Source organism: Qipengyuania sp. SM2512, from assembly GCF_054954005.1.
The window spans coordinates 2,378,946-2,404,609 of sequence record NZ_CM143134.1 but is presented as its reverse complement, the minus strand read 5'-3'; the positions used below and the strand labels follow the sequence as shown (position 1 = coordinate 2,404,609).

General features: G+C 63.5%; 24 protein-coding genes. 18 read left to right on the top strand and 6 right to left on the bottom strand.

Going from position 1 to position 25,664, the window contains the following annotated elements; translation table 11 throughout:
• Nucleotides 1-10 precede the first annotated feature (10 nt).
• The 13 genes from ACQ5J0_RS12035 (at nt 11) to ACQ5J0_RS11975 (ending at nt 14,913) form a co-directional block, all read left to right on the top strand.
• Nucleotides 11-682 (top strand): cytochrome c oxidase assembly protein, encoded by a 672-nt coding sequence (locus ACQ5J0_RS12035; RefSeq protein WP_462567745.1) that lies wholly within the window; start codon nt 11-13, stop codon nt 680-682.
• A complete protein-coding gene (locus tag ACQ5J0_RS12030) occupies nt 679-1,356 on the top strand; it encodes a cytochrome b (protein WP_462567744.1) in 678 nt (225 codons plus the stop codon). Before ACQ5J0_RS12035 ends, ACQ5J0_RS12030 begins: the two co-directional genes overlap by 4 nt.
• An 811-nt stretch (nt 1,357-2,167) precedes the next feature.
• Nucleotides 2,168-2,434, top strand: coding sequence for a c-type cytochrome (locus ACQ5J0_RS12025; RefSeq protein ID WP_462567743.1), 267 nt, complete (start codon nt 2,168-2,170; stop codon nt 2,432-2,434).
• Nucleotides 2,427-3,449 carry a cytochrome c oxidase subunit II gene (locus ACQ5J0_RS12020; protein ID WP_462567742.1) on the top strand — a complete coding sequence of 341 codons (1,023 nt, stop codon included), beginning with the start codon at nt 2,427-2,429 and terminating at the stop codon, nt 3,447-3,449. Before ACQ5J0_RS12025 ends, ACQ5J0_RS12020 begins: the two co-directional genes overlap by 8 nt.
• Before the next feature lie 23 nt (nt 3,450-3,472).
• Complete coding sequence (locus tag ACQ5J0_RS12015; protein ID WP_462567741.1) at nt 3,473-6,025, top strand: cbb3-type cytochrome c oxidase subunit I; 2,553 nt, start codon at nt 3,473-3,475, stop codon at nt 6,023-6,025.
• Nucleotides 6,026-6,029: 4 nt separating this feature from the next.
• On the top strand, nt 6,030-6,308 hold the full coding sequence (locus ACQ5J0_RS12010; protein WP_462567740.1) for a hypothetical protein: 279 nt from the start codon (nt 6,030-6,032) through the stop codon (nt 6,306-6,308).
• A 139-nt stretch (nt 6,309-6,447) separates the two neighbouring features.
• Nucleotides 6,448-7,551, top strand: a complete 1,104-nt coding sequence (locus ACQ5J0_RS12005; protein ID WP_462567738.1) for an AI-2E family transporter — start codon at nt 6,448-6,450, stop codon at nt 7,549-7,551.
• Nucleotides 7,552-7,788: 237 nt separating this feature from the next.
• Nucleotides 7,789-9,039, top strand: coding sequence for a class I SAM-dependent methyltransferase (locus tag ACQ5J0_RS12000; protein WP_462567737.1), 1,251 nt, complete (start codon nt 7,789-7,791; stop codon nt 9,037-9,039).
• 284 nt (nt 9,040-9,323) lie between these two features.
• A complete protein-coding gene (locus ACQ5J0_RS11995) occupies nt 9,324-11,702 on the top strand; it encodes a TonB-dependent receptor domain-containing protein (protein WP_462567736.1) in 2,379 nt (792 codons plus the stop codon).
• A gap of 128 nt (nt 11,703-11,830) precedes the next feature.
• Entirely contained in the window at nt 11,831-12,505 is a 675-nt protein-coding gene (locus ACQ5J0_RS11990; RefSeq protein WP_462570108.1) for a PepSY-associated TM helix domain-containing protein, read from the top strand.
• Nucleotides 12,506-12,524: 19 nt separating this feature from the next.
• Complete coding sequence (locus ACQ5J0_RS11985) at nt 12,525-13,043, top strand: DUF2271 domain-containing protein (protein WP_462567735.1); 519 nt, start codon at nt 12,525-12,527, stop codon at nt 13,041-13,043.
• A 53-nt stretch (nt 13,044-13,096) separates the two neighbouring features.
• Complete coding sequence (locus ACQ5J0_RS11980) at nt 13,097-13,900, top strand: DUF4198 domain-containing protein (RefSeq protein WP_462567733.1); 804 nt, start codon at nt 13,097-13,099, stop codon at nt 13,898-13,900.
• Nucleotides 13,901-13,914: 14 nt separating this feature from the next.
• The gene (locus tag ACQ5J0_RS11975) at nt 13,915-14,913 is read left to right on the top strand and encodes an FAD:protein FMN transferase (protein ID WP_462567732.1); all 999 of its coding nucleotides are present in this window, start codon (nt 13,915-13,917) and stop codon (nt 14,911-14,913) included.
• Nucleotides 14,914-14,943: 30 nt separating this feature from the next.
• Here the strand turns inward: ACQ5J0_RS11975 and ACQ5J0_RS11970 are convergent, their stop codons facing one another.
• The 4 genes from ACQ5J0_RS11970 to ACQ5J0_RS11955 all read right to left on the bottom strand — a co-directional run bounded on the left by ACQ5J0_RS11970 (nt 14,944) and on the right by ACQ5J0_RS11955 (nt 19,400).
• Nucleotides 14,944-16,332 (bottom strand): alpha,alpha-trehalose-phosphate synthase (UDP-forming), encoded by a 1,389-nt coding sequence (locus tag ACQ5J0_RS11970; RefSeq protein ID WP_462570107.1) that lies wholly within the window; start codon nt 16,330-16,332, stop codon nt 14,944-14,946.
• Nucleotides 16,329-18,125 carry a glycoside hydrolase family 15 protein gene (locus ACQ5J0_RS11965; RefSeq protein ID WP_462567731.1) on the bottom strand — a complete coding sequence of 599 codons (1,797 nt, stop codon included), beginning with the start codon at nt 18,123-18,125 and terminating at the stop codon, nt 16,329-16,331. The genes ACQ5J0_RS11970 and ACQ5J0_RS11965 overlap by 4 nt, the downstream gene beginning before the upstream one ends.
• Nucleotides 18,126-18,130: 5 nt before the next feature.
• Entirely contained in the window at nt 18,131-18,874 is a 744-nt protein-coding gene (gene otsB, locus ACQ5J0_RS11960; protein WP_462567730.1) for a trehalose-phosphatase, read from the bottom strand.
• A 94-nt stretch (nt 18,875-18,968) separates the two neighbouring features.
• Nucleotides 18,969-19,400 (bottom strand): ion channel, encoded by a 432-nt coding sequence (locus ACQ5J0_RS11955; RefSeq protein WP_462567729.1) that lies wholly within the window; start codon nt 19,398-19,400, stop codon nt 18,969-18,971.
• A 144-nt stretch (nt 19,401-19,544) separates the two neighbouring features.
• Here ACQ5J0_RS11955 and ACQ5J0_RS11950 point away from each other — a divergent pair, with 144 nt between their 5' ends.
• The gene (locus ACQ5J0_RS11950; RefSeq protein WP_462567728.1) at nt 19,545-20,009 is read left to right on the top strand and encodes a hypothetical protein; all 465 of its coding nucleotides are present in this window, start codon (nt 19,545-19,547) and stop codon (nt 20,007-20,009) included.
• 40 nt (nt 20,010-20,049) lie between these two features.
• Here ACQ5J0_RS11950 and ACQ5J0_RS11945 read toward each other — a convergent pair whose 3' ends face one another.
• Complete coding sequence (locus ACQ5J0_RS11945) at nt 20,050-20,544, bottom strand: CinA family protein (protein ID WP_462567727.1); 495 nt, start codon at nt 20,542-20,544, stop codon at nt 20,050-20,052.
• 92 nt (nt 20,545-20,636) lie between these two features.
• Nucleotides 20,637-21,062: a YidH family protein gene (locus ACQ5J0_RS11940; RefSeq protein WP_462567726.1), complete on the bottom strand. Its 426-nt coding sequence runs from the start codon at nt 21,060-21,062 to the stop codon at nt 20,637-20,639.
• Nucleotides 21,063-21,280: 218 nt separating this feature from the next.
• Between ACQ5J0_RS11940 and ACQ5J0_RS11935 the strand changes: the two genes are divergently transcribed.
• The 4 genes from ACQ5J0_RS11935 (at nt 21,281) to ACQ5J0_RS11920 (ending at nt 25,498) form a co-directional block, all read left to right on the top strand.
• Nucleotides 21,281-22,057, top strand: coding sequence for an N-formylglutamate amidohydrolase (locus ACQ5J0_RS11935; protein ID WP_462567725.1), 777 nt, complete (start codon nt 21,281-21,283; stop codon nt 22,055-22,057).
• Nucleotides 22,054-23,268 carry a tyrosine/phenylalanine carboxypeptidase domain-containing protein gene (locus ACQ5J0_RS11930; RefSeq protein WP_462567724.1) on the top strand — a complete coding sequence of 405 codons (1,215 nt, stop codon included), beginning with the start codon at nt 22,054-22,056 and terminating at the stop codon, nt 23,266-23,268. The genes ACQ5J0_RS11935 and ACQ5J0_RS11930 overlap by 4 nt, the downstream gene beginning before the upstream one ends.
• The gene (locus tag ACQ5J0_RS11925) at nt 23,265-24,377 is read left to right on the top strand and encodes an ATP-grasp domain-containing protein (RefSeq protein ID WP_462567723.1); all 1,113 of its coding nucleotides are present in this window, start codon (nt 23,265-23,267) and stop codon (nt 24,375-24,377) included. The genes ACQ5J0_RS11930 and ACQ5J0_RS11925 overlap by 4 nt, the downstream gene beginning before the upstream one ends.
• Before the next feature lie 248 nt (nt 24,378-24,625).
• Nucleotides 24,626-25,498, top strand: coding sequence for a glucose 1-dehydrogenase (locus ACQ5J0_RS11920; RefSeq protein WP_462567722.1), 873 nt, complete (start codon nt 24,626-24,628; stop codon nt 25,496-25,498).
• The last annotated feature ends 166 nt before the right edge of the window (nt 25,499-25,664 follow it).

Genomic DNA, 25,664 nt, shown 5'->3' with positions numbered 1-25,664 from the left:
CGAGTGGTGGATGCGGTTCAACTCCGATCCGGTTTTGATCCTGGCGCTCGCTGCTGGACTCGGCTGGGTCTTGCTTCGCGGCGGTTTCGATGCGGGCGGCCGCAGACGGCTCTTCGGTGCTGCCGCCATCTTCGCTTTCCTGTATATTTCGCCATTCTGCGCGCTGGGCTCGTCTCTGTTTGCCGTTCGGGCAGCTCATCATGTCGTGCTGGTTGCTGCCTTGGCGCCGCTGCTTGCCGGATTTGCTCCCTTCGAGCGGGCCGCCCGCTCTCTGTCGCTGCCGCAGCTGACCGCCTTGCACATGCTGATCTTCTGGGCGTGGCATGCCCCCGCGCTTTACTCAGCAGCGCTCTCCAACGACGCCCTGTTCTGGGCGATGCAGGCAAGCCTGCTGCTCTCCGCCGCCGTCTGGTGGGCCCGTGTGCGGCAGGCCGAGCCGGGCGCCGCCGTGATCGCGCTGCTCGCCACCATGGTCCTGATGGGTCTGCTCGCCGCGCTGCTCATCTTCGCGGGCCGCGCCTTCTACGAACCGCATTGGCTGACCACTCAGGCGTGGGCACTTTCGCCGCTCGAGGACCAGCAATTGGCCGGCATTCTGATGTGGGTGCCCGGATCGGCCATCTACCTGCTGGTCGCGCTCGCGGTGCTCTACCGGTCCTTGCGGCTCGAACCTGCCCGGTGAACCTCTCCGACTTCTTCCGTGACTGGTCGAAAAGCTATCGCGACCGCGGGAAATACACTCCCGTCGGGGTCACCTTCCATTGGACCATGGCCGCGCTGGTGATCTATCAACTGCTCTCCGGCTGGTGGATGCAGCGCTATCTCGTCGGGGCCGACAAGCTGGACGCCTATGCCCGCCACAGTGGCCTGGGTCTCACCCTGCTGCTGCTCGGCGCGCTGCGGCTGCTATGGCGGATGATGGTGCCAGGCCCGATCAACGATGCCGACAATCAGGGATGGCGCAGCAATGTGGCACATATCATCCACGCGATGTTCTACACGCTGTTCACGATCATGCCGCTGAGCGGATACATGCTGTGGTCCGCGATCCAGCCGGCGCGTCCGCTGTATATCGGCGGACTGGTCCGGGTGCCTTCGATGCCGTTTCAGGATTTCTCGCCCGAGTGGCAGTCCTGGGTGCTGGAAAGCTCGCTCGACGTGCATGTCTTCTGCGTCGTGGTTCTCGCGCTTCTGATCCCGGCTCACGCAGGAGCGGCGATCAAGCACCACTTCTGGGATCGGGACGACGTGTTCGAAGGCATGCTTCCGGAAGTGCCGGATACCGACTGGAATCCCGCAGCCGCGAGGCGAAAGCCGCAAGGGGAGCAATCTCCTCCTCGTGCAGAAGCCGGCTGATATGCGTCATCGCGCCGTTCGGATCGCCATAGCGTTCTCCAGTCCGCCAGTGTCGCAGCTGCGCCTCCAGATAGGGCGCGGGCTGCGCAGCGACCGGCGGATTGCCCAGCCCTACACCCATCCCGTCGCGGCCGTGGCATTCTGCGCAGGAGATCAGACCGCGCTGTGGATCGCCGAAGAAATAGAGCCGCGCGATGCGGGTAGAACAGACCGCATCCGGCAAGGGCTCGTCGGCGGTGGTGCGCGGCACCTCGGGGGGCACGGGCATTGCGGCATAATGGAACGCAACCTTTTGCCGGGAGTGCCAATCGAGCTGTTCGGCAATCCAGACCATTTGCGGATGCCGTCTGAGGCCGGTGGCGAAATAGTCGAGCTGCCGGGCGATGTAGCCGGGGTTGAGCCCGGCGAGCCGCGGCACGAGTTTGCCGTCGCCCTCTCCGCGAAGGCCGTGACAGGTGATGCAGGCCCCGCGCGCGCCGGCATCGCCTCCGGACAGCGCCACCAGTTCGGCGGTGCGCTCCCATTCGCCGACGGTCGGCTCGGCTTCGTTGCAGGCGGTCGCCGCGGCGGAAGCGAACAGAATCGCGATCGTACGGAAGAGCCGGGCCATCCCGACGGGAACCTTCCCGCCGCCGCGACGGTTCCCGAGCGAGTGACCCGCCGAGTCACTCGCGAAGGGCAAAGAAGCCGCTGGCGGCGGTGGCGCCGCACGAGTGCCACGGCCTGCGCCGCTGCCGCGCTGGCTTTGGCCGGCTGCAAGGAGGTTCCCGGCCCGCGCTATGTCCGCAGCGGAGCCGATGCAGAGAGGGGATTGGCGCTGATCAAGGAAACAGGCTGCGCAGCATGCCACAAAATTCCGGGCATCGACTGGCCCAGGGGGCGATTGGGGCCCTCGCTGGTCGGCTTCGACGATATTGGTCTGATTGCCGGAGCGCTTCCCAACACCCCGGCTAATCTCGCCCACTTCGTCCGTAACGCACCCGAGGCAAAGCCCGGCTCGACGATGCCTGCCATGCCGCTCACCAGGGCAGAGGCTTCCGATGTCGCTGCCTACCTGTACGGCCTCGACGATGTTTGACGCGCTGTGGGGATGGCCGCCGCCGGTGCTCGATCCCGCAGGCCCCTATGCGGACAGCGTAACTGTGCTCGCCTGGGCGCTGTTCGGCATGGGCGTCATCGTCACCTGCGTCGTCGTGGCCGCCTTGTGGGTGGCGGCCAAAGGACCTGAAAAATGGCGTCGAAGGCTGGGCGGTGAGCGCGCGGTTTGGATCGGCGGGATCGCCTTTCCCGGCGTGGTACTGACCGTTCTGCTGGTATGGGGCCTGCTGCTCACCGCCTCGCTGACCGAGGAGATCAGCGGCGACGAAATGCGTGTGCGCGTGACCGGCCATATGTGGTGGTTCGATGTCGAATATCTGGACGCCGATGGCGATGTGCTGCTGCGCGATGCGAACGAGCTGCATCTGCCGGTCGGCGAAAAGGTGGTGCTGGAACTGCTCAGCGACGATGTGATCCATTCCTTCTGGGTCCCCCATCTTTCGGGCAAGAAGGACATGGTCCCCGGCCGTCTCAACGAATTGCTGGTGCAGGCGGACCGGCCCGGACGGTTCGGCGGGGTTTGCGCCGAGTATTGCGGGGGGCCGCATGCATTGATGGGCTTCGTCGCGGTGGCGCATGAAGCGGGCGAATGGGAAGCGTGGTTGCAGGCGCGGCTCGAGGGCGGCGACAGCCCCCCCGCTCTGCCAGCGCGAACTGGCCCGATGCCTGCGGTGGTCGAAGAAACAGACTTGCCCGCGCGAACGGATCAAGCCGCCGCCGCAATTGCTGGCCGCGCTCTGTTCATGGATAGCGGCTGCGGCGCCTGCCACCGTGTAGCGGGAACCGAAGCGAACGGGCTTGCCGGCCCGGACCTTACGCACGTCGGCGCCCGCCTGACGCTGGGCGCAGGTATCCTGCCCAATCATCGCGGGACGATGATGGGCTGGATCGGCGACAGCCAGTCGATCAAGCCGGGCAACCGCATGCCGACCTACGACCGGCTTTCCGCCGACGAGCTCGAGGCTGTCGCAATCTGGCTGGAGCAACAGAGGTGAGGGCAGCTGGCGGAGGCGACGCAATGGCCGGGCGCGAATCCGAAACCGGCTTCGATCACGATCTCTACAAGCTCTTCCCGGTCCACGCCCCGCGCCCCGAAGGCGAGGTGGAGGAACTCGACCGGATCTGGAAAGCGCCCACCGGCTGGGGGCTGCTGAAGGGCATCAACAACAATTACATCGGGTTTTTCCACCTCTCCACGGCCTTCCTGTTCTTCCTGCTCGCTGGGATCCTTGCGCTGGGAATGAGGGTCCAACTGGCCGCTCCGCTGCAGGATTTCCTGCCGCAGGAGACCTACAATCAGTTCTTCACCATGCATGGCACGATGATGATGTTCCTGTTCGCCGTGCCGGCGGTGGAGGCGGCGGGGATGCTGCTGCTGCCGCAGATGCTGGGAGCGCGCGAACTGCCGTTCCCGCGCATGGCCGCCTACGGGTTCTGGATGTTCCTTATCGGCGGCCTCTCGTTCTTCGCTTCGATCTTTTTCAGCCTCGCCCCCAGCGGCGGCTGGTTCATGTATCCGCCGTTGACCAGCATTGCCTTCTCGCCCGAGATCAACACGGATTTCTATCTGCTGGGGATCGGCTTCATCGAGATCAGCGCCATTGCCGGCGCGGTGGAGATCATCGTCGGTGTCCTGCGATCCCGGGCACCGGGGATGACACTGGACCGCATGCCGATCTTCGCCTGGGCGATGCTGGTGTTCGGCGTGATGATCATCCTGGCCTTCCCCGCGATCATCGCCGCCACCTCGCTGCTGGAGCTCGAGCGGGCGTTCAACTGGCCGTTCTTCGATCCCACCCGCGGCGGCGACCCGCTCTTGTGGCAGCACCTGTTCTGGTTCTTCGGGCACCCGGAAGTCTACATCATCTTCATCCCCGCCGCGGGCATGATGAGCATGATGGTGGCGACGATCGCGCGCGTGCCGTTGGTGGGTTACCGGCTCAATGTGGTCGCGCTGGTGGCAACGGGGTTCATCAGCTTCGGCGTCTGGGCGCACCACATGTTCGCCACCGGCATGCCGCGCGTCTCCACCGGCTATTTCAGCGCCGCCAGCATGGCGGTAAGCCTGCCGGCGGGGATACAGGTGTTCTGCTGGATCGCGACTCTCGCGAGCGGGAAGATACGCTGGTCGGCACCGGCGCTGTTCGTGACCGGCAGCATTGTAACCTTCACCATTGGCGGGCTGACCGGGGTGATGCTGGGCATGGTCCCGTTCGACTGGCAGGCCCACGACACGCATTTCGTCGTCGCCCACCTGCATTACGTGCTGATCGGCGGCATGGTGATGCCCCTGTTCGGCGCGTTCTACTACTGGGCCGGGATGACCAGCAAAAACGCGCTGTCGGACCGGCTTGGCCGGTGGGTGTTCGCGCTTTTCTTCAGCGGCGTGCACATCACTTTCCTGCCCATGCACCTGACGGGGTTCCTCGGCATGCCGCGCCGGGTATACACCTATCTGCCGGGCCGCGATCTCGATCTGGTCAATCTGATCTCCACGATCGGCGCCTTCGTCATTGCCGCCGGAGTCGCGCTGTTCCTGTTCGATCTGGCACGCAATTTCCGTTTCACCGCCGCGGAATCGGCGGGCAACGTCTATGATGCCGGGACGCTGGAATGGTTGCCCGCCGGCCTCTATTCCAGTCGCTCGCTGCCGCTGGTGAAAAGCCGCAATCCGCTGTGGGACGATCCCGACCTCGCCGAGGATACTCATCAAGGGCGCTACTTCCTGCCCAACAGCGCCACCGGGCTGCGCGAGACGATCATCACCAGCCCGGTCAATGCCGAGCCGCAATATCTGCAGATCATTCCCGGCCCCTCCCCTTTTCCAACAGCAGCGGCCTTCCTCACGGCCGCATTCTTTCTGTCGCTGACGGTACAGGCCTATGGCTTTGCAGTGTTCTGCGGCGTGATCGCAGTGGGCTGTATGCTGCGCTGGATGTGGGACAGCGATCCACCAGTGGAACAGAAGACGGCCGACATCGGTGGCGGTATCACGGTTCCAATCGCGATCACCGGCCCGAAGAGCCACGGCTGGTGGGGGCTCAACGTCCTGATGGTGGTGATGGGCATGATCGGCGTGATGATGCTGTTTTCCTATCTCTATCTGTTCGGCATTCACCCCGACGTCTGGATCGCCGCGCCGCCGCTGGAACAGACGCTGGGTATCCTTGCGCTGTTCGGGGCGACGACGGCGCTCGCATGGCTCTCACGCCGCATGCTGTCCTGGCGCAAGCCCGGGATTCCCGCCGGACAATTGCCCTGGATCACCGCAGCGCTCGCTGCGACCTGTTCGGCCCTGGCGGTGTATTGGGACTGGTCCGGCTGGAGCGGCGCCGGGCTCGATCCCGTGGCCAGCGGGCAAGGCGCGACGGTGTTCGCAGCGGTGGGTTATCAAGGTTGCCTGACCGCGATAAGCGCGCTTCTGGCCGGTTATCTCGGCTTTCGCAGCGGTCGCGGGCTGATAAGCCCGCCGGCCAGCGTCACGCTCGACACGGTCGCACGCTTCATCGGCTATGTCGGAGTGCAGGGCGCCGTCCTCGCCTTTGTGATCCGGCTGCTCCCGGGCGGGTGAGAGAATGCAGGACTTTCGCAATCACCACGACTTCCGAACTCTGACCGCGGCTTTTGCCATCTGGGCGGCCCATTTCACGCTGCTTTGGGCCGCAAGTATCACGTTCCCCGGCGCCATCGCCGCGCGCTGGCTGGCGCTCGCGTTCACGGTGATCGCGCTGGCTGCGCTTGCCTGGCTTTATCTGCGAGCGGGTAAGCCAAAGCTCGGCAGCGTCGCGGGACTGGGCCTTGCGATCGCCACTGTCGGGACGCTCTATGATTCCGTTCCCCCGCTGATTGGGTGATCCGGCCCGGCAACGGGCTCAGTGGCTTCCGAGTGCAGGGCGCCAGTGTTCAGCTTGGAATGCGAAGCTGTGTCTTCCTACGAAGCTCCGCATGCGGCACCTGCGAGGAACGTCGTAGCGGTAGGCGCATTGCAAAACCATGAGCAACAACGGGCCACCCTCGTCCAGTTTCGTTCGCCAGGCGAGGTCGGGCTACCCTGCTCGCGCCGTTGCGCTCTGCATCATCGCGATCGCGGCGGGCTTTTGGCTGCTGAGGGAAACCTATGCAGTGACCATGCCGGTCCTGGCGGCCTTGCTGCTGGCGCTTGCGGTCTGGCCCGTCGTCCAGCCGCTACGCGACCGGATGCCGAAACATTTGAAGTGGCTGGGAGCGGCGAGCGGGCTGCTGATCGTTCTGCTGATCCTGTTCGCCTTCCTGATCGGACTTGGCCTCGCGCTGCAGCAAATCTACGAACTTTCGAGCACCTTGGCCCCGCAATTGAACGAACGCATCGGCAGTTTGCCGCTGCCCAATATTGTCTCCGACGGGCCCGATCCCGGCTCCCAATCGCTGATTTCGGCTGGCGGCCTTGCATCGCGCGCGCTGGCCGCGCTCGGCATCACCGCCGGAGTCGCGTCCGGGATTATCCTGATATTGTTCCTGATGCTGCTGATGCTGACCGAGACCGAAAACTGGCACCGGAAAATGCTGGCCTTGACCGGCCCCGGCGGCGAGCGCCGCTGGCCGGAGATCGGCCGGTCCGTAGGCACAAAGTTCCGAGCCTATTTCACGACCCGCTTTGTTCTGGGTTGTATCACCGCGGCTCTTTATGTCGCATGGCTCGCCGCCTTCGGTGTCGATTATCTCCTTCTGTGGGGCGTCTTGGCTGTCCTGCTCAACTTCGTTCCGACCGTTGGATCGATAATTGCGGGCACATTGCCGGTCCTTTATGTCCTGATCGTCCGCGATCCCCTGTCGGCTGCGATTGTGGCTGGGGGGTTGCTGGTGATCGAGCAGGTGATGGGCAATTTTGTCGATCCCAAGCTCATGGGCCGGCGACTGGCCGTTTCGCCCCTGGTGGTGCTGGTGGCGCTGGTTTTCTGGACCCTGATCTGGGGTGCGGCCGGCGCCGTCCTGGCGGTTCCGCTAACCGTCTTCGCTACCGTGGTCATGGCCCATTCCGAGCGCCTCAAGCCGGTCGCCCTGCTGCTGACCGATTGTGACGATTTCGATGGCCTCGAGGATTACAGCAAGCCGGGTTAGAACCGAGCGACGCTGACTGTTTCATATGCTTCCACAGAGCAAGACGAACGCCGCCCTCTCTCGCATTTCACTTCGGTGGATCAGTGCCGCGCCAGACGAATTCGCTAGCTCTGCTCGTGCGGCTACGAAACACAATGACAGGAAATCGCTGCCGGAACAAAGAGCCAAGAGCAAAGATCATCATTCGATCCCATTTGGGCTGGCTGAGACGAGTGGCACCCTTCATAAGGGCGCCCCATGAGTAAAATCCTGGTCAGCCGTTATCTTGCTTCCATCGTGAAGAGAGGCACTCTCCAAGTCACGTTCGCCGATGGCACTCGAAGCAATTTCGGCGAACCGGCTGCGGGGTTCCCCGATGTCGCCCTGACCTTCACCGATAAGGCCGTGCCGCGCGATATCCTGCTCGATCCCAGACTTGGGGCAGCCGAAGCCTATATGGATGGCCGGCTGATCCTGCAGCAGGGCGGGATCATGGAACTGGTGGAGCTGTTGCGCTCCAATGCGCCGTGGGATCGCGGCGGATCCATCGGTCGGCCTAGCCTGCGCCGGAGCCTGGGTAACCGCATCGCTTTCGCCCGCGAGGCGATCAACGACACCCTGCGATCGCAGCGCAACGTCTCGCATCACTACGACATCGGCAACGAGCTGTACCGCCTGATGCTCGACTGCGAGCACATGCAGTATAGCTGCGGCTACTGGGACGACGGCGTCGAGACGCTGGCGCAGGCGCAGGAAGCCAAGCTGGCACACATTGCCTCCAAGCTGGCGCTTGGAGACGGCCAGACAGTCCTCGACATCGGCTGCGGCTGGGGCGGCATGGTGATCTATCTGGCCCGCAAGTTCGACATTAGGGTGACCGGGATCACGCTATCCCGCGAACAGCTCGCGCTGGCGCAGGAACGCGCCAGAGACGCGGGGGTCGCGGACCGCGTTTCATTCGAGCTGATCGACTACCGGGACCTGCCAGAGCGCGGCAAACGGTACGATCGGATCGTTTCGGTGGGTATGTTCGAACACGTCGGGCGTCCGCAGTTCGAAACCTTCTTCGAGGCCTGCGCCAATTTACTCGCCGATGACGGCGTGATGTTGCTGCACACGATCGGGCGGATCGGATCGCCCGGAACGACGGATGCCTTCACACGCAAATACATCTTCCCCGGCGGTTATATTCCCGCCCTGTCCGAGACGATCGCCGCCAGCGAGAAATTCAGACTCATCGCCAGCGATATCGAAATGCTGCGGCTGCATTACGCCAAGACCCTCAGGGCATGGTACGCCAATTGCCTGGCCAATCGCGATGCGATCGTGGCTTTGTACGACGAGCGCTTTTTTCGGATGTGGACGTTCTACCTGGCGGGTGCGACGTCGAGTTTCGAAAACGGCGGCATGTGCAATTACCAGATCCAGTATAGCCGGGACCGCCGCATCCTCCCGCTGACCCGGGATTACATGCGCGAAGCCGAAGCGGCGCTCACTCGCTCGTCATAAGCGATCGAAATTTGCCGGAGCTGCCCTTTCCGCTCCTAAGCCCCTCCAATGTGGGGAGAAGGATCGGGCCGATTCCCTAGCCAGTGGCCGATCATCCGCGTCTGAGGGCGTTCGGAAGGCTGTACTCACGCCGGCGCCCCGGGAATGCGGCACCGGTCCAAGACCCGGAGCGTCCCGGAGCGACATTTCCCCCTGTCCACACCAAGCTGCTTGACGAGCCATGCCGATCCCGACAGAGAGCCAAAACGCAAATGCGAATACTTCGCAATAGCGGGGGCATTATCATGGGATCGAATTTCTCCGTCGCCACGCGACTCGCATCGGGCTGCGCCGTCGCGGCGCTTGGCCTGGGGTTAGATGCGGCGCCGGGGTTCGCGCAGGAAGCACAGCAGGATTCCGAGGTCGGGGATCCCATAATCGTCGTCACCGCAGCCGGGTTCGAACAGAAGATCACCGATGCCCCAGCCAGCATCAGCGTGGTGACCGCGGAAGAGCTCGCGCAGCGGCCATACATGACCCTGATCGACGCAGTGCGCGACCTCGAGGGCGTCGATGTGGGCGAGACCTCGGACAAGACCGGGCAGCGCACGATCAGCATCCGCGGCATGGGGGCCGACTATACGCTGATCCTGATCAACGGCCGCCGCCAGAACAATCACGGCGACATCTACCCCAACAATTTCGGCGGCAACCAGTTCAACCACATCCCGCCGCTCGACACGATCGAACGGATCGAGGTAATCCGCGGCCCTGCCTCCACACTCTATGGCGCGGATGCGCTTGGCGGGGTGATCAACATCATCACCAAGCCGGTCAGCATGGTCTGGTCGGGATCGGCCACGGTCAGCCGCAGCATCCAGGAAGACAGCCGCTTCGGCGCCGACACCACCATCGATGCCAGCCTGAACGGGCCGCTGATCGGCGATCTGCTGGGCATCTCGCTGCGCGGCTCGTTGTACAAGCGCGAGCCCTCGAGCCCCGATTTTGCGCCGGTGACAGACCCCGCCGGGGTGGTGCATGTGCGCGGGCTGGGCTTTGGCGGCGGCGGCCGAACCGTCGACAGCACCAATTACAACGTCGGCGGAACGCTCTCGTTCAACCCGGTCGAAGGGCATGTGTTCGAGTTCGACTACGATGTTTCGCGGCAGAAATATGATAACGCACCGATTACAGATCCCGAGACCGGGGCAGTCAGCTTTCCGCTCGGAACGGTCGACAGCATCAACACGATCTGGCGCGCATCCCGCGGAGTGGTGGCACCGCGCGTAGGCTACAAGGACGAGCAGCGGTTCGAGCGCGACAATTGGTCGCTCACCTATCGCGGCGACTGGGGCTTCGGACAGAGCTTCGTCAGCCTCGCCCATATCGATACTGGCAATCGCGGCCGCACGCGCCCGTTCTCGGTGGCGGAGCGGGTGCTGCTTCAGTCGATCTATGACGGCACCGGCGAATATGCCGGACTGAGCGAGGACCAGCGGCGCCAGCTCGCCGAGGACACCTTCCTGCCCCGCCCCGACCGCGATCTGCGCAGCAGCCAGTACACGCTCGATGCGCGCATGGTCGTGCCGCTGATCGGGTTCGCTGGCGATCACGAGGTCGTTTTCGGCGGTGAGGTGATCGACGGCGAACTGGAAGACGCCGTGTTCGGCCTGGAAGCCAGCAATGAAGGCCTCGAAGCGGTGCAGGAGCAGAAGCAGTGGTCGCTCTTCCTCGAGGACAACTGGGCACCCACTGACTGGTTCACCATCACCGGCGGCTTGCGCTATGACGAACACGACCTTTTCGGCGGCCAGTTCAGCCCCCGCCTCTATGGCGTGTTCACCGTCAGCGACACCATCACCGTCAAAGGCGGCGTCAGCACCGGGTTCAAGACCCCCAAGACCACAGATTTGTATGACGGCATTCGCGGATTCGGCGGACAGGGCACCAGCCCCTTCATCGGCAATCCCGACCTCGTTCCCGAAACCAGCGTCAATTACGAGGCAGCAGCCTATTGGGACCCGCTGCCCGGTACCGGCATCAACGTCACTGTGTTCCGCAACGAATTCGACGACAAGCTGTCGAGTACCACGGTCCAGCCCTGTGCCGTAACCGGCGGGGTGCGGCCCTGCGCCAATCTGGGCGACTATTTCGAGGTTCTGGGGCTTGGCGGAACGATCAACCAGCCGATCAATATCGACGAAGCGCGGATCGAAGGGATCGAGGTCGCGGGTCGCTTGCGGATGTTCGAAGCGGTCAAATTGCGCGCAAACTACACGCTGACCGGTAGCGAGCAGCTGAGCGGCGCCGACGTCGGCCTGCCGCTGACCAATTCGGCGCGCCACATGGCCAATGCCACGCTCGACTGGGACGCGACCGACCGGCTGAGTGCGCAGCTGAATGCCGAGCACCGCTCGCGCCGCTATCGCGGGGTCGATGCGGTAACGGGGGAGCAGATCTTCTACAAGAGCTACACCGTGCTCAACGCGGGCGCGCAGTTCCGTCTGAACAATCACATCACCCTGGCGGGCCGGGTCAACAACCTGCTCGATCAGGATTTTACCAGCTACGAAACCAACTTCCTCGACAATGGCGATGGCACCTTCACCCCCAGCTACGTCGACGATTACAACAACAAGGACAAGGCACGAAGCTATTGGGTTAGCGTGAACGCGAGGTTCTAAGCGCTCTGGCTGGGCGGGTCCCTCACCCGAGCCGATGCGCGCAGCCACCAAACGCTTTGTTGCTATTGATGCTGATTTGCAATTACACGCCAGCGTGATAGCGTAGCAGGACACGATACCCGATGGACATGCAATCGACACAGCAACCGGTCTGCGGCCCCGGAGCCGTTCGCCGCAAGGCGGGCAAGCGTCGCATACCCGCTTTCTGGGTGCGCCAGTTCCACACCTGGCACTGGATGAGCAGCGCGATCTGCCTCGCAGGAATGATCCTGTTTGCAGTGACCGGCATCACCTTGAACCACGCCGGTTCGATCGAAGCCGATCCCGAAATCACCACCCAGGAATATACGCTGCCGGCCGAATTGCTCCGCTCGCTCGCAGCCGTGCCGGACAGCGCCGGACCGGAGACCGTCGTTCCTTCGGCAGTAGCCGAATGGCTGGACGAGACCGCCGATGTCGACGTCGCGAACCGAACGCCCGAGTGGAACGCCAGCGAACTCTATGTCCCGCTGGCGCAGCCGGGGGGCGACGGCTGGGTGCTGATCGACCGGGCGACCGGAGAAGTGATCCACGAAACCACCGACCGCGGCTGGATCGCCTATCTCAACGACCTCCACAAAGGACGCGACACGGGCACCGCTTGGTCGTGGTTCATCGACATCTTCGCCGCGGCCTGCGTGGTCTTTTCGCTCACCGGGCTGCTGCTGCTCCAGCTTCATGCCAAGAAGCGGCGCTCGACCTGGCCCATCGCCGGCGCGGGCGTGCTGATCCCGCTCTTTCTGCTCGTCTTCCTCATCCATTGAAGTGAACCCGGAGTTTCCCATGCGCGTATCGATCGCCTTCGCCTTCGCCGCCACTGGCCTTGCCGCCGCCCCCGCCGCCGCGCAGGAAATGTCCGTCAGCGTCGAAATCCCGCGGCTGCGCGTCGCGGAATACCACCGGCCCTATGTCGCGATCTGGATCGAGGATGCGAGCGGCAAATCCGTGCGGACGCTCGACGTCTGGTACGATGTCGATCTCTCGCCCGAGGACGGTGCCAAATGGCTGCCCGACATGCGGACCTGGTGGCGTCGAGCGGGCCGAGCGATGAAGATGCCCGCCAACGGCATCAGCGCACCGACCAAGGCGCCAGGCACCCATGCGCGAACCTATCGCCAGGGCAGCCGTCCGCTCGCGAACCTCCCCGCCGGGAGCTACACCTTGCGGGTAGAAGCGGCCCGCGAGGTCGGCGGGCGCGAACTGGTGTCGCTGCCCTTCCAGTGGCCCCCCAAGTCCAGCACCTCCGCCACCGCACGGGGCAAATCCGAACTGGGCGCGGTGCGCCTGACAACCAAGCGCTAAGCCGCGCGGGAATACCCGACGACCGCCATCATCCGCAATCAAAGGACCCAATCATGTTCGCCAAACCCAGCCTGCTCGCCCTCGGCCTCGCACTCGGCCTCTCCACCCTGCTCCCCACCCAGGCGGATGCGCATCGCCGCTGGCTGCTGCCTTCCGCCACCGTGATGGCGGGCGAGAGCGATCTGGTGACGGTCGACGCCGCCGCCTCCAACGGCTTGTTCCTGTTCGAACACCGGCCGATGTCGCTCGACTCGCTGGTGGTCACCGGTCCCGACGGCGAACCGGTCGATCCGACGATCCTGGGCTCGGGCGCCTACCGCAGCGCCTTCGACGTGCCGCTGGCGGCGCAGGGCACTTACCGGATCGCGCTGGTCAGCGATGGCGTGATGGGGTCCTACGAACTCAATGGCGAGCGCCAGCGCTTCCGCGGCAGCGTCGATGATCTGCCCGCAGGCGCGACCGAGATCCGCACCACTCGCAACAATTCGCGCACCGAAACCTTCGTAACGCTCGGCGCGCCCAGCGATACCGCGCTCCAGCCCACCAACAGCGGGCTGGAAATGGTCCCGGTCACCCACCCCAATGATATCGTGGCGGGCGAACCGGCAGTGATGCGCTTCCTTCTCGATGGCCAGCCGGCGGCGGATCTCGAGGTCGAATTCGTCGCGGGCGGCACGCGCTACCGCGACGATCCGGGCATTGCCATGCTGCGGACCGATGCCGAGGGCCAATTGACGCTCGAGGCCGCGACGGCGGGAATGTATTATCTGGAGGCGTCCAGCGCACAGGAAGCCGCGGACGGCCAGCCCGAACGCCGCGCCTCCTACACTGCGGTGCTCGAGTTCCTGCCGCTTTGAAGGATACGGGGGGCGTGGCAGGGCCGAGACTGGAGCAACTCCTCCTGCCACCCGGGCCGCCGCGCGAGACTGCACCCGCGCCGGCAGATGGCCGGTCGGTACTGCTTGGCGGCGAAACGATGGGTACGAACTGGTCGCTCGAGGCAATCGTACCCCCTGCCCTTACCGACACCGTCATCCGCAGCGCGCTCGATAACGTTTTCGACCGTATCATCGGTCAGATGAGCCAGTGGCACGCCCAATCCGACCTCAGCCGCTTCAACCGCGCTGCGCCCGGAAGCCGGCATCGGATCGCGGACGAGTTCGCCTATGTTCTCGACTGTTCGCTCACCATTGCCCGGGCGAGTTCGGGGGCGTTCGATCCGACGATCGGCGCAGTGTCCGAACTGTGGGGGTTCGGGCCATCGGACCCGCCGGTCCGAAAACCGTCGCGCGAGGTTGCGGCAGCCGGGCGCGGGTACGATTGGCGGAATATCGAGTTGGAAGAAAACGGCAGAGTGCTGGTCCAGCCGGGCGGCCTCACTCTCGACTTTTCCGGCATCGCCAAGGGGTTTGCAGTCGATGCCGGGGTGCATGCGCTGGGCCGAATCGGTGTGGATCACGCCCTGCTGAACATCGGCGGCGAATTACGCGGTTCGGGCCTGCGAGCCGATGGCCTCCCATGGTGGGTCGATCTCGAGATTCCACCGGACAGCCCTGCACCGGCGACGCGCGTCGGTCTGACCGGCTGGTCTATCGCCACATCCGGCAATTATGCTCGTCGGCGCGGCGCGGGAGGGCAATCGTGGAGCCATACGATCGAACCGGCGAGCGGACTGCCTCTATCCGACGAAATCCTTTCGGTGACCGTGCTGCATCCGGGCTGCATGCAAGCCGATGCGCTGGCCACGGCCATTGTGGTGCTGGGCTTGGACAAAGGTAGGATGTTTGCCGAAACCAATGCGATTCCGGCGCGGATCGTCACGAAATCCAGCGTTGTGGAGAGCGCAGCCTGGGCGCGGTGGGCTAACTAGCCCCTCCGGCGACGCGCGCGCATCGCCCCCTTACCTGATACCGGCGCTCGCGAGATCGGTGACGAAGTCCTCGGTCCATTGCTTGACGTTGTCGTCGCGCACGGTGTCGATGGTCGCTTCGTAGCGGCGCTGGCGCTCCGCCAGCGGCATGTCGAGCGCGGTGTGGATGGCATAGGCCAGATCGTCGGGACTGTGCGGATTGACGATCAGCGATTCGGGCATCTGCAGCGCCGAGCCCGCGAATTGCGACAGGATGAGCACCCCGGGATCGAGCGGATCCTGCGCGGCAATATATTCTTTTGCGACCAAGTTCATCCCGTCGCGCAAGGGAGTCACCAGCCCGATCTTCGCCGCCCGGAAAAAGCCGAACAGCTCGGCGTGGCTATAGCCGCGATTGACGTAGCGGATCGGGACCATGTCCACTTCGGAGCGCGCGCCGTTGATCTGGCCCGCCTTCTGCTCGAGCTCGGTACGGATCTGCTTGTAGCTTTCGACATCCTCGCGGCTTGGCGGCGCGATCTGGATGAAGACGAGATCGCGGACGCGCTCGGGAAACTGGTCAAAAAAGCGCCCGATCCCGTCCATCCGTTCGGGCAGTCCCTTGGAATAGTCGAGCCGGTCGACGCCGATCATCGCGGTCCGGCGGCGCGTCGAGGACAGCAGTCTTTGACCCGCCTGCCGCGCCTCTCCGGTCTCGCCCTCGGCCTGGAAATGGTCCCAGTCGATCCCGATCGGATAGGCCCGCGCGTAGGTCGTCCAGCCGTCCAGCGTGACCGCGCCGCTCTCCTCGTCGACCTCTGCGCCCAGCTCTTCCGAGCAATAATGGAGAAAGCTCTCGCGCCAGTCGACGGTCTGGAAGCCCACCAGATCGTATTGCAGCATCGTGCGCACCAGGCGCTCGTGATACGGCAGCGAGACGAAGAGCCGCGTCGGCGGCCAGGGGATATGGAGGAAGAAGCCGATCCGGTTCTTCAGGCCGCGCGAGCGCAGCCTCTCGCCCAGCGGGATCAGATGGTAATCGTGAACCCAGACCAGGTCGTCTTCCTCGATCAGCGGGGTGACGCTATCGGCGAAGCGCTCGTTGACCCGCTCGTAGCCCTTGCCCGTCTCGCGCTCGTATTCGGTGAGATCGAGGCGAAAGTGGAACAGCGGCCACAGCGTGGCATTGGCGTAGCCGTTGTAATATTCGTCGATGTCGCGGTGCGACAGGTCGATCGTCGCGGTGGTCACGCCGTCGTGGCGCTGCATCGCGATGTTGCCGTCCTCCTCGTCGCTTTCCTCACCCGACCAGCCGAACCAGATGCCCTTGTGATCGCGCAGCGCAGAGTTGAGCGCACCGGCGAGTCCGCCCTGCGCGCCCGCGGCGCCTCGCGCCTTGGGTACGGCGACGCGGTTCGAGATGACGATGAGTTTGCCTATCGGACTTCACTCCAGGGTTTTGACAACAATCCGGCGCAATTGATTACTCCTACGAGCGAATAGGTCTGGGGGAAGTTCCCCCAAAGCTCGCCGGTGACATAATCGAGATCCTCGCTCAGCAGCCCCGATCGGGTAGTATGGCTGAGCATAGTCTCGAACAGCACCCGTGCCTCGGCATCGCGCCCGACGAGGTGAAGCGCTTCGATCAGCCAGAAGGTGCAGACGTTGAACGCGGTTTCCGGCGCGCCGAAATCGTCTTCCGCTGCATAGCGCAGCATGTGATCCCCGCGCCGCAATTCGCGCTCGACTGCGGCAAAGGTCGATAGGAAGCGTTCGTTGTCGGGCGAGAGAAACCGCAGCTCGACCATCTGCAGCAGGCTGGCATCGAGATAATCACTCTCGAAGCTGGCGCCGTAATGACCACCCCCGTCGCCATTTTCTACCCACGCTTCGGTTTCGATCTTCGTGCGAATGGCAGCGGCGCGGCGGTGCCACAATTCGCAGCGATCCTCGCGGCCCAGCCGCTCGGCGACATTGGCGAGGCGGTCGCAGGCTGCCCAGCTCATGACCGCCGAATAGGTGTGCACTTCCTGCCGGGTCCGAAACTCCCACAGCCCTGCATCGGGCTGGTCGTGCATCGCCCACGCCATTTCGCCGACTTGCTCGAGGCTCTCGAAATCGCGCTCGTCGGCCATCCTCAACAGGCGGCTGTCGAGGAAGCCATGAACCGTCGGAAGCACGATCTGACCGTAGCAATCGTGCTGGATCTGCTCGAAGGCCGCATTGCCGCGCCGCACCGGCCCCATCTCGCGATAGCCGGCCAGCGCGGTTTCATGGCCTTCGTTGAGCTCGCTCTGGCCCATCACGGAGTAAAGCGGCTGGATGCGCCCGCCCTTGGCGCCATCGATGATGTTGCGCAGATAGGTGAGGTATTTTTCCAGCACATCGAGCGCACCCAGCCGGTTGAGCGCCTGCACCGTGTAATAGGAATCGCGGATCCAGCAGAAGCGGTAGTCCCAATTGCGCTCGCTGTGGGGCGCCTCGGGGACCGAAGTGGTCAGCGCGGCGACGATCGCGCCGGTTTCCTCGTGCTGGCACAATTTGAGCGCGATGGCGCAGCGGATCACCTCAGCCTGCCACTCGAGCGGAATGTGCAGACCGCGCGTCCAATGGGTCCAGTACTTCTCGGTCAGAGCTTCCATCTGGCGCACTTCGGAGCGCAAATTCCCGACGAAAGGCTCGTCGGGCCCGAGGAAAAAATGAACATCGTGCTCGAGACGAAAACTCCGGTTTTCAAGCACATAGCCGACCGGTGCATCGGTGCTCAGCCGCAGCGCCTGCGGTTCGAGCAGATAGCGGATGTGGTTGGTGCCATTGGTGCTTTCGGCGCGCGCGCCGCCGTAATTCTTCATCGGCGCAAGAACCACTCGCAGCCGCGGAGTGCCCGCCACCGGCCGCACGATCCGGACGAAGGCGACCGGACGATACATCCGTCCCGACCGTTCGAAGCGCGGGCAGAAATCGTGGATTTCGACTGCGCTCCCGTCTTCGGACTCGAGCCTGGTCACCAGGATGGGGGTGTTGCGGCGATAACGCTGCGTCGCGGACACCTGCCCCTCTATCTCGAACCGCCAGACTCCCTCGTCGCGGCGGTCGCCATTGAGCAAAGTGCAGAAAACGGGATCGCCATCGACCCGCGGGACGCAGCCCCAGGCGAATGCGCCGTCGGTGTCGACCAATGCACTTACCTGGCAATTGCCGATCGGCCAGACTTCGAGGTTGGGTGTGTCCAAGGTATCTACAACTCCAGCCAATTGTGCACTGCGTCAACGTCCAAAAGAGCGAATTGAGCAGCGCTCTCGCGCGGGGTGCCCACCAAGATCCCGAAGCCGCTCAGCTCCTCGCAGGCGGCAAAGCCGTCCTCGTCGGTGATATCGTCGCCTACGAACACCGGGCGCGTCCCCGCGAACGCGGGCTGGGCCATGAATGCGCGCACCGCGCCGCCCTTGTCGGCGCCCTCATGCACAAGCTCGACGACGCATTTTCCGGTCTTGACCGCCAGACCCTCGCGCGCGCCGATGGCGCGCATGAAGGCATCGACCGCTTCACCGGCGGCGGGGCGGGCGCGGTAATGCAGTGCGCAGCCATGCGATTTGGCCTCGAAGACGAGGTCATGAGCACGGGCGTAGTCGGCGACCTCGGCGATTGTCTCGGGATCGAGCCCGCGCGCCGCGTCTCCCAGGACTGAGCCATCGGCCAGACGCTGGTCGGCGCCATGCGAGCCGGCTTGCGCCACCGACACCGGCCCGAGATGGGATTCCAGATCCTTGAGCGCACGGCCGCTGACCAACGCAAAGCACCCGTCCAGCCGCGTGGAAAGCCGCTCGAGCCTGCGGGCCAGCCCTTCGGGCACCTCGATCGCATCCGGACGCGCAGCGATCGCCACCAGCGTGCCGTCGAAATCGAGGAACAGCGCCAGCGGCCCTTCGGCAAGCAGATCTGCGAGAGGCGGAGGCGGAGGAAGCGGAGCAGGTGAGCTCATGGCGCGCGGCCATAGTGCCTCGCGCCCGCAGGTCAAACCTCCATGATCGGTCTAGCCTGCCTGCAGCGGCAGACGCGACCTGGATGCACGGGCGTCATTCGCGGAAGCTCTCGCCCCAGATCGTGTAAATGAATGTTGCCGACCAGGTGATGAGCATGAAGCCGCTCAGCGATAGGATCATCACGAGGAGCCTGATGGCGCTGTGGGCTTCCAGATTGGTGTATCCCAATGTGGAGAACGTCGCTCCGGCGAAATAGATCAAATCAGCTGCGGAGCTGCCATATCCGCTGCTCAAGGAGCCATGTCCCTGCGAGAGGAGGAGCGCCAGCAATCCGGCACCCAGCGCGATCTCGATCAAATGGAGCAAGGCCAAACCCCAGAATGTGAACAGGAGCCCCAGATAACGATGGGAGTCCTGTTGGGGCTTGTGCTTTCGGATGACCTCGAGCCCAGTCATGTGAAGGACGCCGAAAAGGAGCAATAAGCCAATTCCGCAAGCCAGCACAGTAAGTTCGCTACTGTTCATGATATTCGGAATGAACTTGCCGCCTCCCCCGTTCCTTCCGCGTCCGCAAATTCGCGCGATCCAGGTGGCACCCCGGAATATCGCAGGATCGGCGACACCGGGGCCAAGCGGGAACGAACCCGGGCGTTCCGCGCTCGGGAGGGCATGACGACCACCAATCACGAAGAGCTGTTTCGCGTTGCCGTGAAAGACCTGCGCGAGGGGCGCAGGGTCGTCGCGGATCGTCTCCCCGACGTTGCCTCGGCCACGGACAACCTCGACACCCGGCTTGCCTTCCATCGCCTGATCGCGGGCGCGGCCGAAGAAATGGGGGTGCTGGCCGAAATGCTCGGAGAGCCGGATGGCGAGCCAAACTTATGGGCTGGCGGGATTATGGACGATGCGTGCCGCGACGTCGCTTCGACTGCGGCCGGGCCGGTGCGTGATGTCGCCTTGATCGGAGCGATACGGAAGTTTCTGGCGGCCGATATCGTCTCGCTGGAAACAGCCATTGCCCTGGCCGGGCATGATGATGACCGGAAAGGCAAAGCGCTCGAGCAGCTTCGACAGGCTGCGTCGGACCTCGACCACCATCTGCGCGACCAGTTGCTCGGATTGGCCGAGAGATAGGGCGCTGAACCCGAAATCAGCGCCCACGAGGCGTGGTTCGTCACATTTTCCTGGCTTCCGAGAGAAGCATGCCCAAAGCGGCGAGAGTAGCCTTCCGGCAGACAGTCTCCCGGCCAAGATCGCCGAAATAATGAACTTCGTGAAGCGATTCCGCGCCATTGCGTGCTATCGCAAGGTGCACGAGTCCGACTTCTTCGTCGCTCTCCTGCGGTCCGGCAAAGCCAGTAACCGCAAGAGCCAAATCGGCGTGGCTGCGCTGCAGGGCGGCCGTCGCCATGCCGATAGCCACGTTGCGGCTCACGCCCTGACAGGCTTCGACCTCCACGCGATCGAGGTCGAGCAACTCGCATTTGGAATCCAGCGAATAGACGATGAAACCGCGTTCCAGAGCGCCGCTGACTTCCGGGTCCGAAACAAGCGCGAAGCAGATCATGCCGCCGGTGCAGCTTTCGGCGATTGCCAGGCTGGGTCCGTCCGGGCCCAGCGCTTGACCGAGCGCGCCGACAAATTGTGCTATCTCAGGATTGTCCGTCATGGGTCCACCTTCCATTGGTGTTCGCAACGATTGCGACAGCAAGGCGGTTTCCTGCTTGGTGCAAACTTGGTGCAAACTACCAGGGCAGAAAGCTAACCGCCTCCGCCGATGCTCCCGTCGTTCAGGATCCAGATGCCGGCAATCAGCGCCAGTCCTCCGGCGATGACGGACCAGCTCATCCACCGCAGGTTGGGAGTGTCGGGCCGATCAACTTCATGGCTCGAAAGGCGCGCAAAAGTGCTGCATGCACGTCTTTCGGCGGTGAACGCGACGACTATGCCGAGCAGGATGAAAAGCGACGCGATGGCCTGAGCCAACCATGGCGGCCTGAACTCGCCGAACACGACGTGGAAGGCGATTCCGACGCCGATTGCTGCGAAGGCGGTACGCAGCCAACCGGCAAACGTGCGCTCGGTGGCCTGAATCGTTCGATCCTCGGCCAGATCGGTCCGAAATTCAGCCCACTTCGTGCTTTTTTCCGAATCACTCTTGCAATCGACCGGATCATCCTGCGCCATCAAACCGGAATAGCCCCCCGGGATCGTCTTGCAATTGCTGAAGGTTTGATAGCGGCCAGATAAGGCGGAGCGTATCGCTCTCCTGACGGCCGGGCACAGCAGGAACGGTCTCGCCCCGACTCCGTTGGCCGTGCATGCAGAAAAGCGTTGTTGAACAGAGCCAATCCCGCATTCAGGACCCCATCGGTGGACCTGATCGGCAAACCTCCCCCTGGGACATGATCGTCCAGCCCGGACCCGTTCTGGTGACGGCAATCCATGCTGGCCACACGATCCGCAAGTCCCTGCGACCCTGGCTGCGGATCGAAGAGCATGCACGCCTGCGTGAAGAAGATCCCCTGACGGATTTCTTCCTGCCCGCCGGCGATACGATCTTCCGCGCAAACCGCTCTCGCTTCGAATTCGATCTCAACCGTCCAGCCGACAAAGCGGTGACGGTCGATCCGGAGGATACCTGGGGGCTTCGGATTTGGGATCGCGAACTGCCTCAGACAGAAATCGATGCCTCGCTCGCGCTCCACCGCCAGTTCTACACGGTGATGGCCGAGCGGGTCGAAGCCATGATCGCGGAGCATGGGCGGATCCTCGTGCTCGACATCCACAGCTACAATCACCGCCGGGATGGCGCGGCCGGGCCCAGCGCTCCGCAGGCGGAAAATCCCGATATCGATCTCGGGGCCACGACGTTGAACAAGGCCGTCTACGGGGACCTGCTCGACCAGTTCGCCCGAGGCCTGCGTTCGCGGCCCGTGAGGGGGAAATCCCCAGACGTGCAGGTGAATGTGCGCTGGGACGATGGAGGCAACTTTCCCGAATGGCTGCATGCGACCTATGGCGATGCCGCATGCGTCATCACGCTCGAATACAAAAAGATCTTCATGGATGAGTGGGGCCAGGAGGCTGACATCCTGGCGTTGCAGGATCTGCGCGAAGGCTTCCAGGCCGCAGTCGCGAATGCCCGAGAATGGCTGGCGCACACGGAGGTCCGCACATGAGCGAGACAACCGAAACCCTACAGCGAGTGGGTGGTGAACCGAAGTTGTGTTCGGCGGCGATCGCCGTCGATCGCGCCCTTGCCCGCATGGACACCAAGGTAGACTGGCTCGAGCGCCTGACCCCGATCAATATCAAAGAGATTTGGGGCGAGTTTTGCGCGTCGAACTTCAAGCGGATGCCCGACAGCCGCTTCAGTGAGGGGCTCGAGCAGGATGCGCCCGTCCTTCGCAGCGAGTTGTTCGCCCTTCCGGTGCGCGAGATCGAAGACCCGCTGGTGGAAGCCCTGTTGCTCGAGAAACAGCGCGAAATCGATCAGCAGATCGAGCTGGTCCGCATGCGCGGGAAAGAGGGCTTCATCCTCGCCAGCATCGATCTTTTCGGCCACGTCAGCGAGACGTTGCTTCAGCAAGCGCGCGATCTCCTCGACAAGGTTCCTGTCCTTGCGCCCGATCCAGAGGATGCCGGGGCCCCCGAGATATGCGATGCAGCCCGAGCGGAGGTGGAACAATACCGCGCCCGGCACCCGCGGTTCGAATGCCAGGTAATCGTCGATCCGACCCCGGGCACCTCGCTTTACGTATCCCAGGGCGACTTCCATGTGGCCGCCGATTTCCGCACCTCCCGGCACCGGATCGATCCACTGATTCAGCACGAGATCGGGACGCATGCGGTTACTCGCCATAACGGCCGGTGCCAGCCCCTGCACACGCTGGCCGGGGGACTGGCGGATTACGACGAGCTTCAGGAAGGCCTGGCGGTTCTGGCTGAATACCTTTCGGGCTATCTACCTGCAGAGCGGCTTCGGACCCTTGGCGCGCGAGTGATCGCGGCGCAGATGGCCATCCACGAGGAGAAGGGGCCGGATATCTACGCCTGCCTCGTCGAAGAGCATGAGATCGATTCTCCAACCGCCTTCGATACTGCGCTGCGGGCAAAACGCGGCGGAGGGCTAACCAAGGACGCGCTCTACCTCAAGGGACTGGCAGAATTGCTCGCGCACTTGTCCCGCGGCGGCGATCTCGAAGTGCTCTTTCTCGGAAAATTCGCGCTGAAACACCTGCACACCGTCGAAGCGCTCATCGAGAACGGCGTCCTTCGGCGGCCCGACATCCTGCCTTCCTATCTCCAGGACCAAACGGCGCTCGACCGGCTCGCCCGCGTCCGAACGCTGTCACTCGCGGAATTCTATCACGAAAGCCCCAACCCATGACCGATGCCAAAACCAAAAAGAAAGCGAAGACCAAGGCCGCCGCAGCACGCGGGGACACCACGATCAAAATCGCTTTCGTGGTCAACGACGTCGCGACCGAACAGGACAATTACACCACCATCCGTCTCGCCCGCAAAGCCGTGGCACGCGGTCACGAAGTGGCGCTGATCGGTCTCGGCGATTTCATCTACGATTGGAAAGACGGGATCTGCGCGATGGCGACGATGAGCGAGGTTTCCCGGTTCGAGGACGACACGACCTATCTGGCACACCTCCAGGATCCAGGGATGGAGCGCGCGCGCATCGTCTTGTCGCAATACGATATTCTCATGCTGCGCAGCGACCCGGCGCCGGAGCTGACCACGCGCAATTGGGCCCCGTCCTCGGGCCTCCTGTTCGCGCAGCTCGCGTCCTTGGGCAACACGATCGTGCTCAACGATCCCAAACAGCTGACCGATGCGGTCAACAAAACCTATTTCCAGGGTTTTCCCGAGTCCGTTCGTCCGGCAACCAGCATCACGCGCGAAGCGGACGAGATCGCCCGCTTTCTCGATGCCCATGACGGCAAAGGCGTGATCAAACCGTTGCAGGGATCGGGCGGACAGGGCGTGTTCCTGATCGACGAAGACAATCGCCAGAACCTCAACCAGATCGTCGAGGCGGTGATCCGCGATGGCTATGCGATCGTTCAGGAATACCTGCCGGCCGCGAAGGAGGGTGATCTGCGGATGATCACCTTGAACGGGCGGCCGCTCAAGGTCGACGATACCTATGCCTGCATACGTCGATTCAGCCAAACGGACGACCACCGCTCGAACATCTCGGCCGGGGGCGGTGTCGAGCTGGCAGTGCCCGACGAGACCGCACTGCGGATCGCGGAGATCGTTGGTCCCAAACTGATCGACGACGGCATGTATCTGACCGGGCTAGATATTGCCGGAGACAAGATGATGGAGCTCAACGTCGATACCCCGGGGGGAATCAATTTCATGGAAGACCTTAGCGGCGTCGATTTCAGCGGGGCGATCGTCGATGATCTGGAGCGCAAGGTCAGGTTGCAGCGCCAATACGGCGGAGCGCTGACCAACCGGCAGCTGGCTGTAATTTAGCCGGATCGAATCGTCTGAAAGGGAAGCTGCGCGCCGAGGCACCGACCCTCGCGACAGATATCATGGTTTCAGCTCGGCGCGTCATTCCCACCTTTCGTCACACCCTCGCCGATGCGTCGGAACGCTCCAGCCCCTTGCTGCGCTGTCGGTGTCGTATGGCTCGAGAACGAAATCCGGCTCCGAGCTGACGCGATCCGCATTGCCGCGATCAATCTGCGCAAGACGAAGCCCTCATCCCGGAGAATGTCATGGATAGCTCAATTTCCACGCAGGGGATCGAACCGCCACTCCCCAAACAGCAACAGGAAGTGCCAGGAACCACCAAGGGTATGCAACCGGCGCCCGATCACGGCGAAACCAGCTATTCGGGTTCAGGACGACTGCAGGGCAAGCGCGCGCTCATAACCGGCGGTGACAGCGGCATCGGCCGCGCCGTCGCGATAGCCTTTGCCCGCGAAGGTGCCGATGTGCTCGTCTCCTACCTATGCGAGGACGAAGACGCCCGAGAAACGGCGCGGTGGATCGAAGACGCAGGGCGCCGGGCCATCCTCGAACCCGGCGATATAAGCGATGCTGCGCATTGCCGAAAATTGGTAGAAAAGGCGGTCGGCGAGTTCGGCGGGATCGACATTCTGGTGAACAATGCCGCGCATCAGATGACCTTCGACAACCTCGAAGACATCCCCGACGCCGAGTGGGAAAAAACTTTCGCCACCAATATCCACGCCATGTTCTATCTGGCCAAGGCGGCGGTTCCGCACATGGGTGAAGGTGGTTCGATCATAAACACCGCATCGATCAATTCCGACAATCCCAACCCGACCCTGCTGCCCTACGCGACCACCAAGGGCGCCATCCAGAACTTCACTGCGGGACTTGCGCAATTGCTGGCGGACAAAGGGATCCGGGTAAACTGCGTAGCACCCGGCCCCGTGTGGACGCCGCTTATTCCGGCGACCATGCCCCCTGAACGGGTCGCGGATTTCGGGAAGAACTATCCGCTGGGGCGCCCGGCGCAGCCGGCCGAGCTGGCTCCTCCCTATGTCATGCTGGCAAGCGGCGAGGCGAGTTACATCTCCGGCGCAACGATTGCGGTGACAGGAGGCAAACCCTTGATTTGATATGGGAATACGGGCGACTTGATCGCATCAGCAGAGCGAAGGGGGGCGGCATCAGCCGCCCTTTTTGATGAGGCAGACGACTCCTGTTGAAGTGAAGAGCCCGCCCGAAGCCTAGTGTCCCGCCCCGATTGGAATTCGAGGAACCATGCGGCGCAAGGTCGTTTGA

Excerpts from the sequence above, each read along its gene's own strand:
- ACQ5J0_RS12035 (WP_462567745.1), top strand. The coding sequence starts at position 11 with ATGCGGTTCAACTCCGATCCGGTTTTGATCCTGGCGCTCGCTGCTGGA.
- ACQ5J0_RS12020 (WP_462567742.1), top strand. The coding sequence starts at position 2,427 with ATGTTTGACGCGCTGTGGGGATGGCCGCCGCCGGTGCTCGATCCCGCA.
- ACQ5J0_RS12015 (WP_462567741.1), top strand. The coding sequence starts at position 3,473 with ATGGCCGGGCGCGAATCCGAAACCGGCTTCGATCACGATCTCTACAAG.
- ACQ5J0_RS12010 (WP_462567740.1), top strand. The coding sequence starts at position 6,030 with ATGCAGGACTTTCGCAATCACCACGACTTCCGAACTCTGACCGCGGCT.
- ACQ5J0_RS12005 (WP_462567738.1), top strand. The coding sequence starts at position 6,448 with ATGAGCAACAACGGGCCACCCTCGTCCAGTTTCGTTCGCCAGGCGAGG.
- ACQ5J0_RS12000 (WP_462567737.1), top strand. The coding sequence starts at position 7,789 with ATGAGTAAAATCCTGGTCAGCCGTTATCTTGCTTCCATCGTGAAGAGA.
- ACQ5J0_RS11995 (WP_462567736.1), top strand. The coding sequence starts at position 9,324 with ATGGGATCGAATTTCTCCGTCGCCACGCGACTCGCATCGGGCTGCGCC.
- ACQ5J0_RS11990 (WP_462570108.1), top strand. The coding sequence starts at position 11,831 with ATGCAATCGACACAGCAACCGGTCTGCGGCCCCGGAGCCGTTCGCCGC.
- ACQ5J0_RS11985 (WP_462567735.1), top strand. The coding sequence starts at position 12,525 with ATGCGCGTATCGATCGCCTTCGCCTTCGCCGCCACTGGCCTTGCCGCC.
- ACQ5J0_RS11980 (WP_462567733.1), top strand. The coding sequence starts at position 13,097 with ATGTTCGCCAAACCCAGCCTGCTCGCCCTCGGCCTCGCACTCGGCCTC.
- otsB (WP_462567730.1), bottom strand. The coding sequence starts at position 18,874 with ATGAGCTCACCTGCTCCGCTTCCTCCGCCTCCGCCTCTCGCAGATCTG.
- ACQ5J0_RS11955 (WP_462567729.1), bottom strand. The coding sequence starts at position 19,400 with ATGAACAGTAGCGAACTTACTGTGCTGGCTTGCGGAATTGGCTTATTG.
- ACQ5J0_RS11950 (WP_462567728.1), top strand. The coding sequence starts at position 19,545 with ATGACGACCACCAATCACGAAGAGCTGTTTCGCGTTGCCGTGAAAGAC.
- ACQ5J0_RS11945 (WP_462567727.1), bottom strand. The coding sequence starts at position 20,544 with ATGACGGACAATCCTGAGATAGCACAATTTGTCGGCGCGCTCGGTCAA.
- ACQ5J0_RS11940 (WP_462567726.1), bottom strand. The coding sequence starts at position 21,062 with ATGGCGCAGGATGATCCGGTCGATTGCAAGAGTGATTCGGAAAAAAGC.
- ACQ5J0_RS11935 (WP_462567725.1), top strand. The coding sequence starts at position 21,281 with ATGATCGTCCAGCCCGGACCCGTTCTGGTGACGGCAATCCATGCTGGC.
- ACQ5J0_RS11930 (WP_462567724.1), top strand. The coding sequence starts at position 22,054 with ATGAGCGAGACAACCGAAACCCTACAGCGAGTGGGTGGTGAACCGAAG.
- ACQ5J0_RS11925 (WP_462567723.1), top strand. The coding sequence starts at position 23,265 with ATGACCGATGCCAAAACCAAAAAGAAAGCGAAGACCAAGGCCGCCGCA.
- ACQ5J0_RS11920 (WP_462567722.1), top strand. The coding sequence starts at position 24,626 with ATGGATAGCTCAATTTCCACGCAGGGGATCGAACCGCCACTCCCCAAA.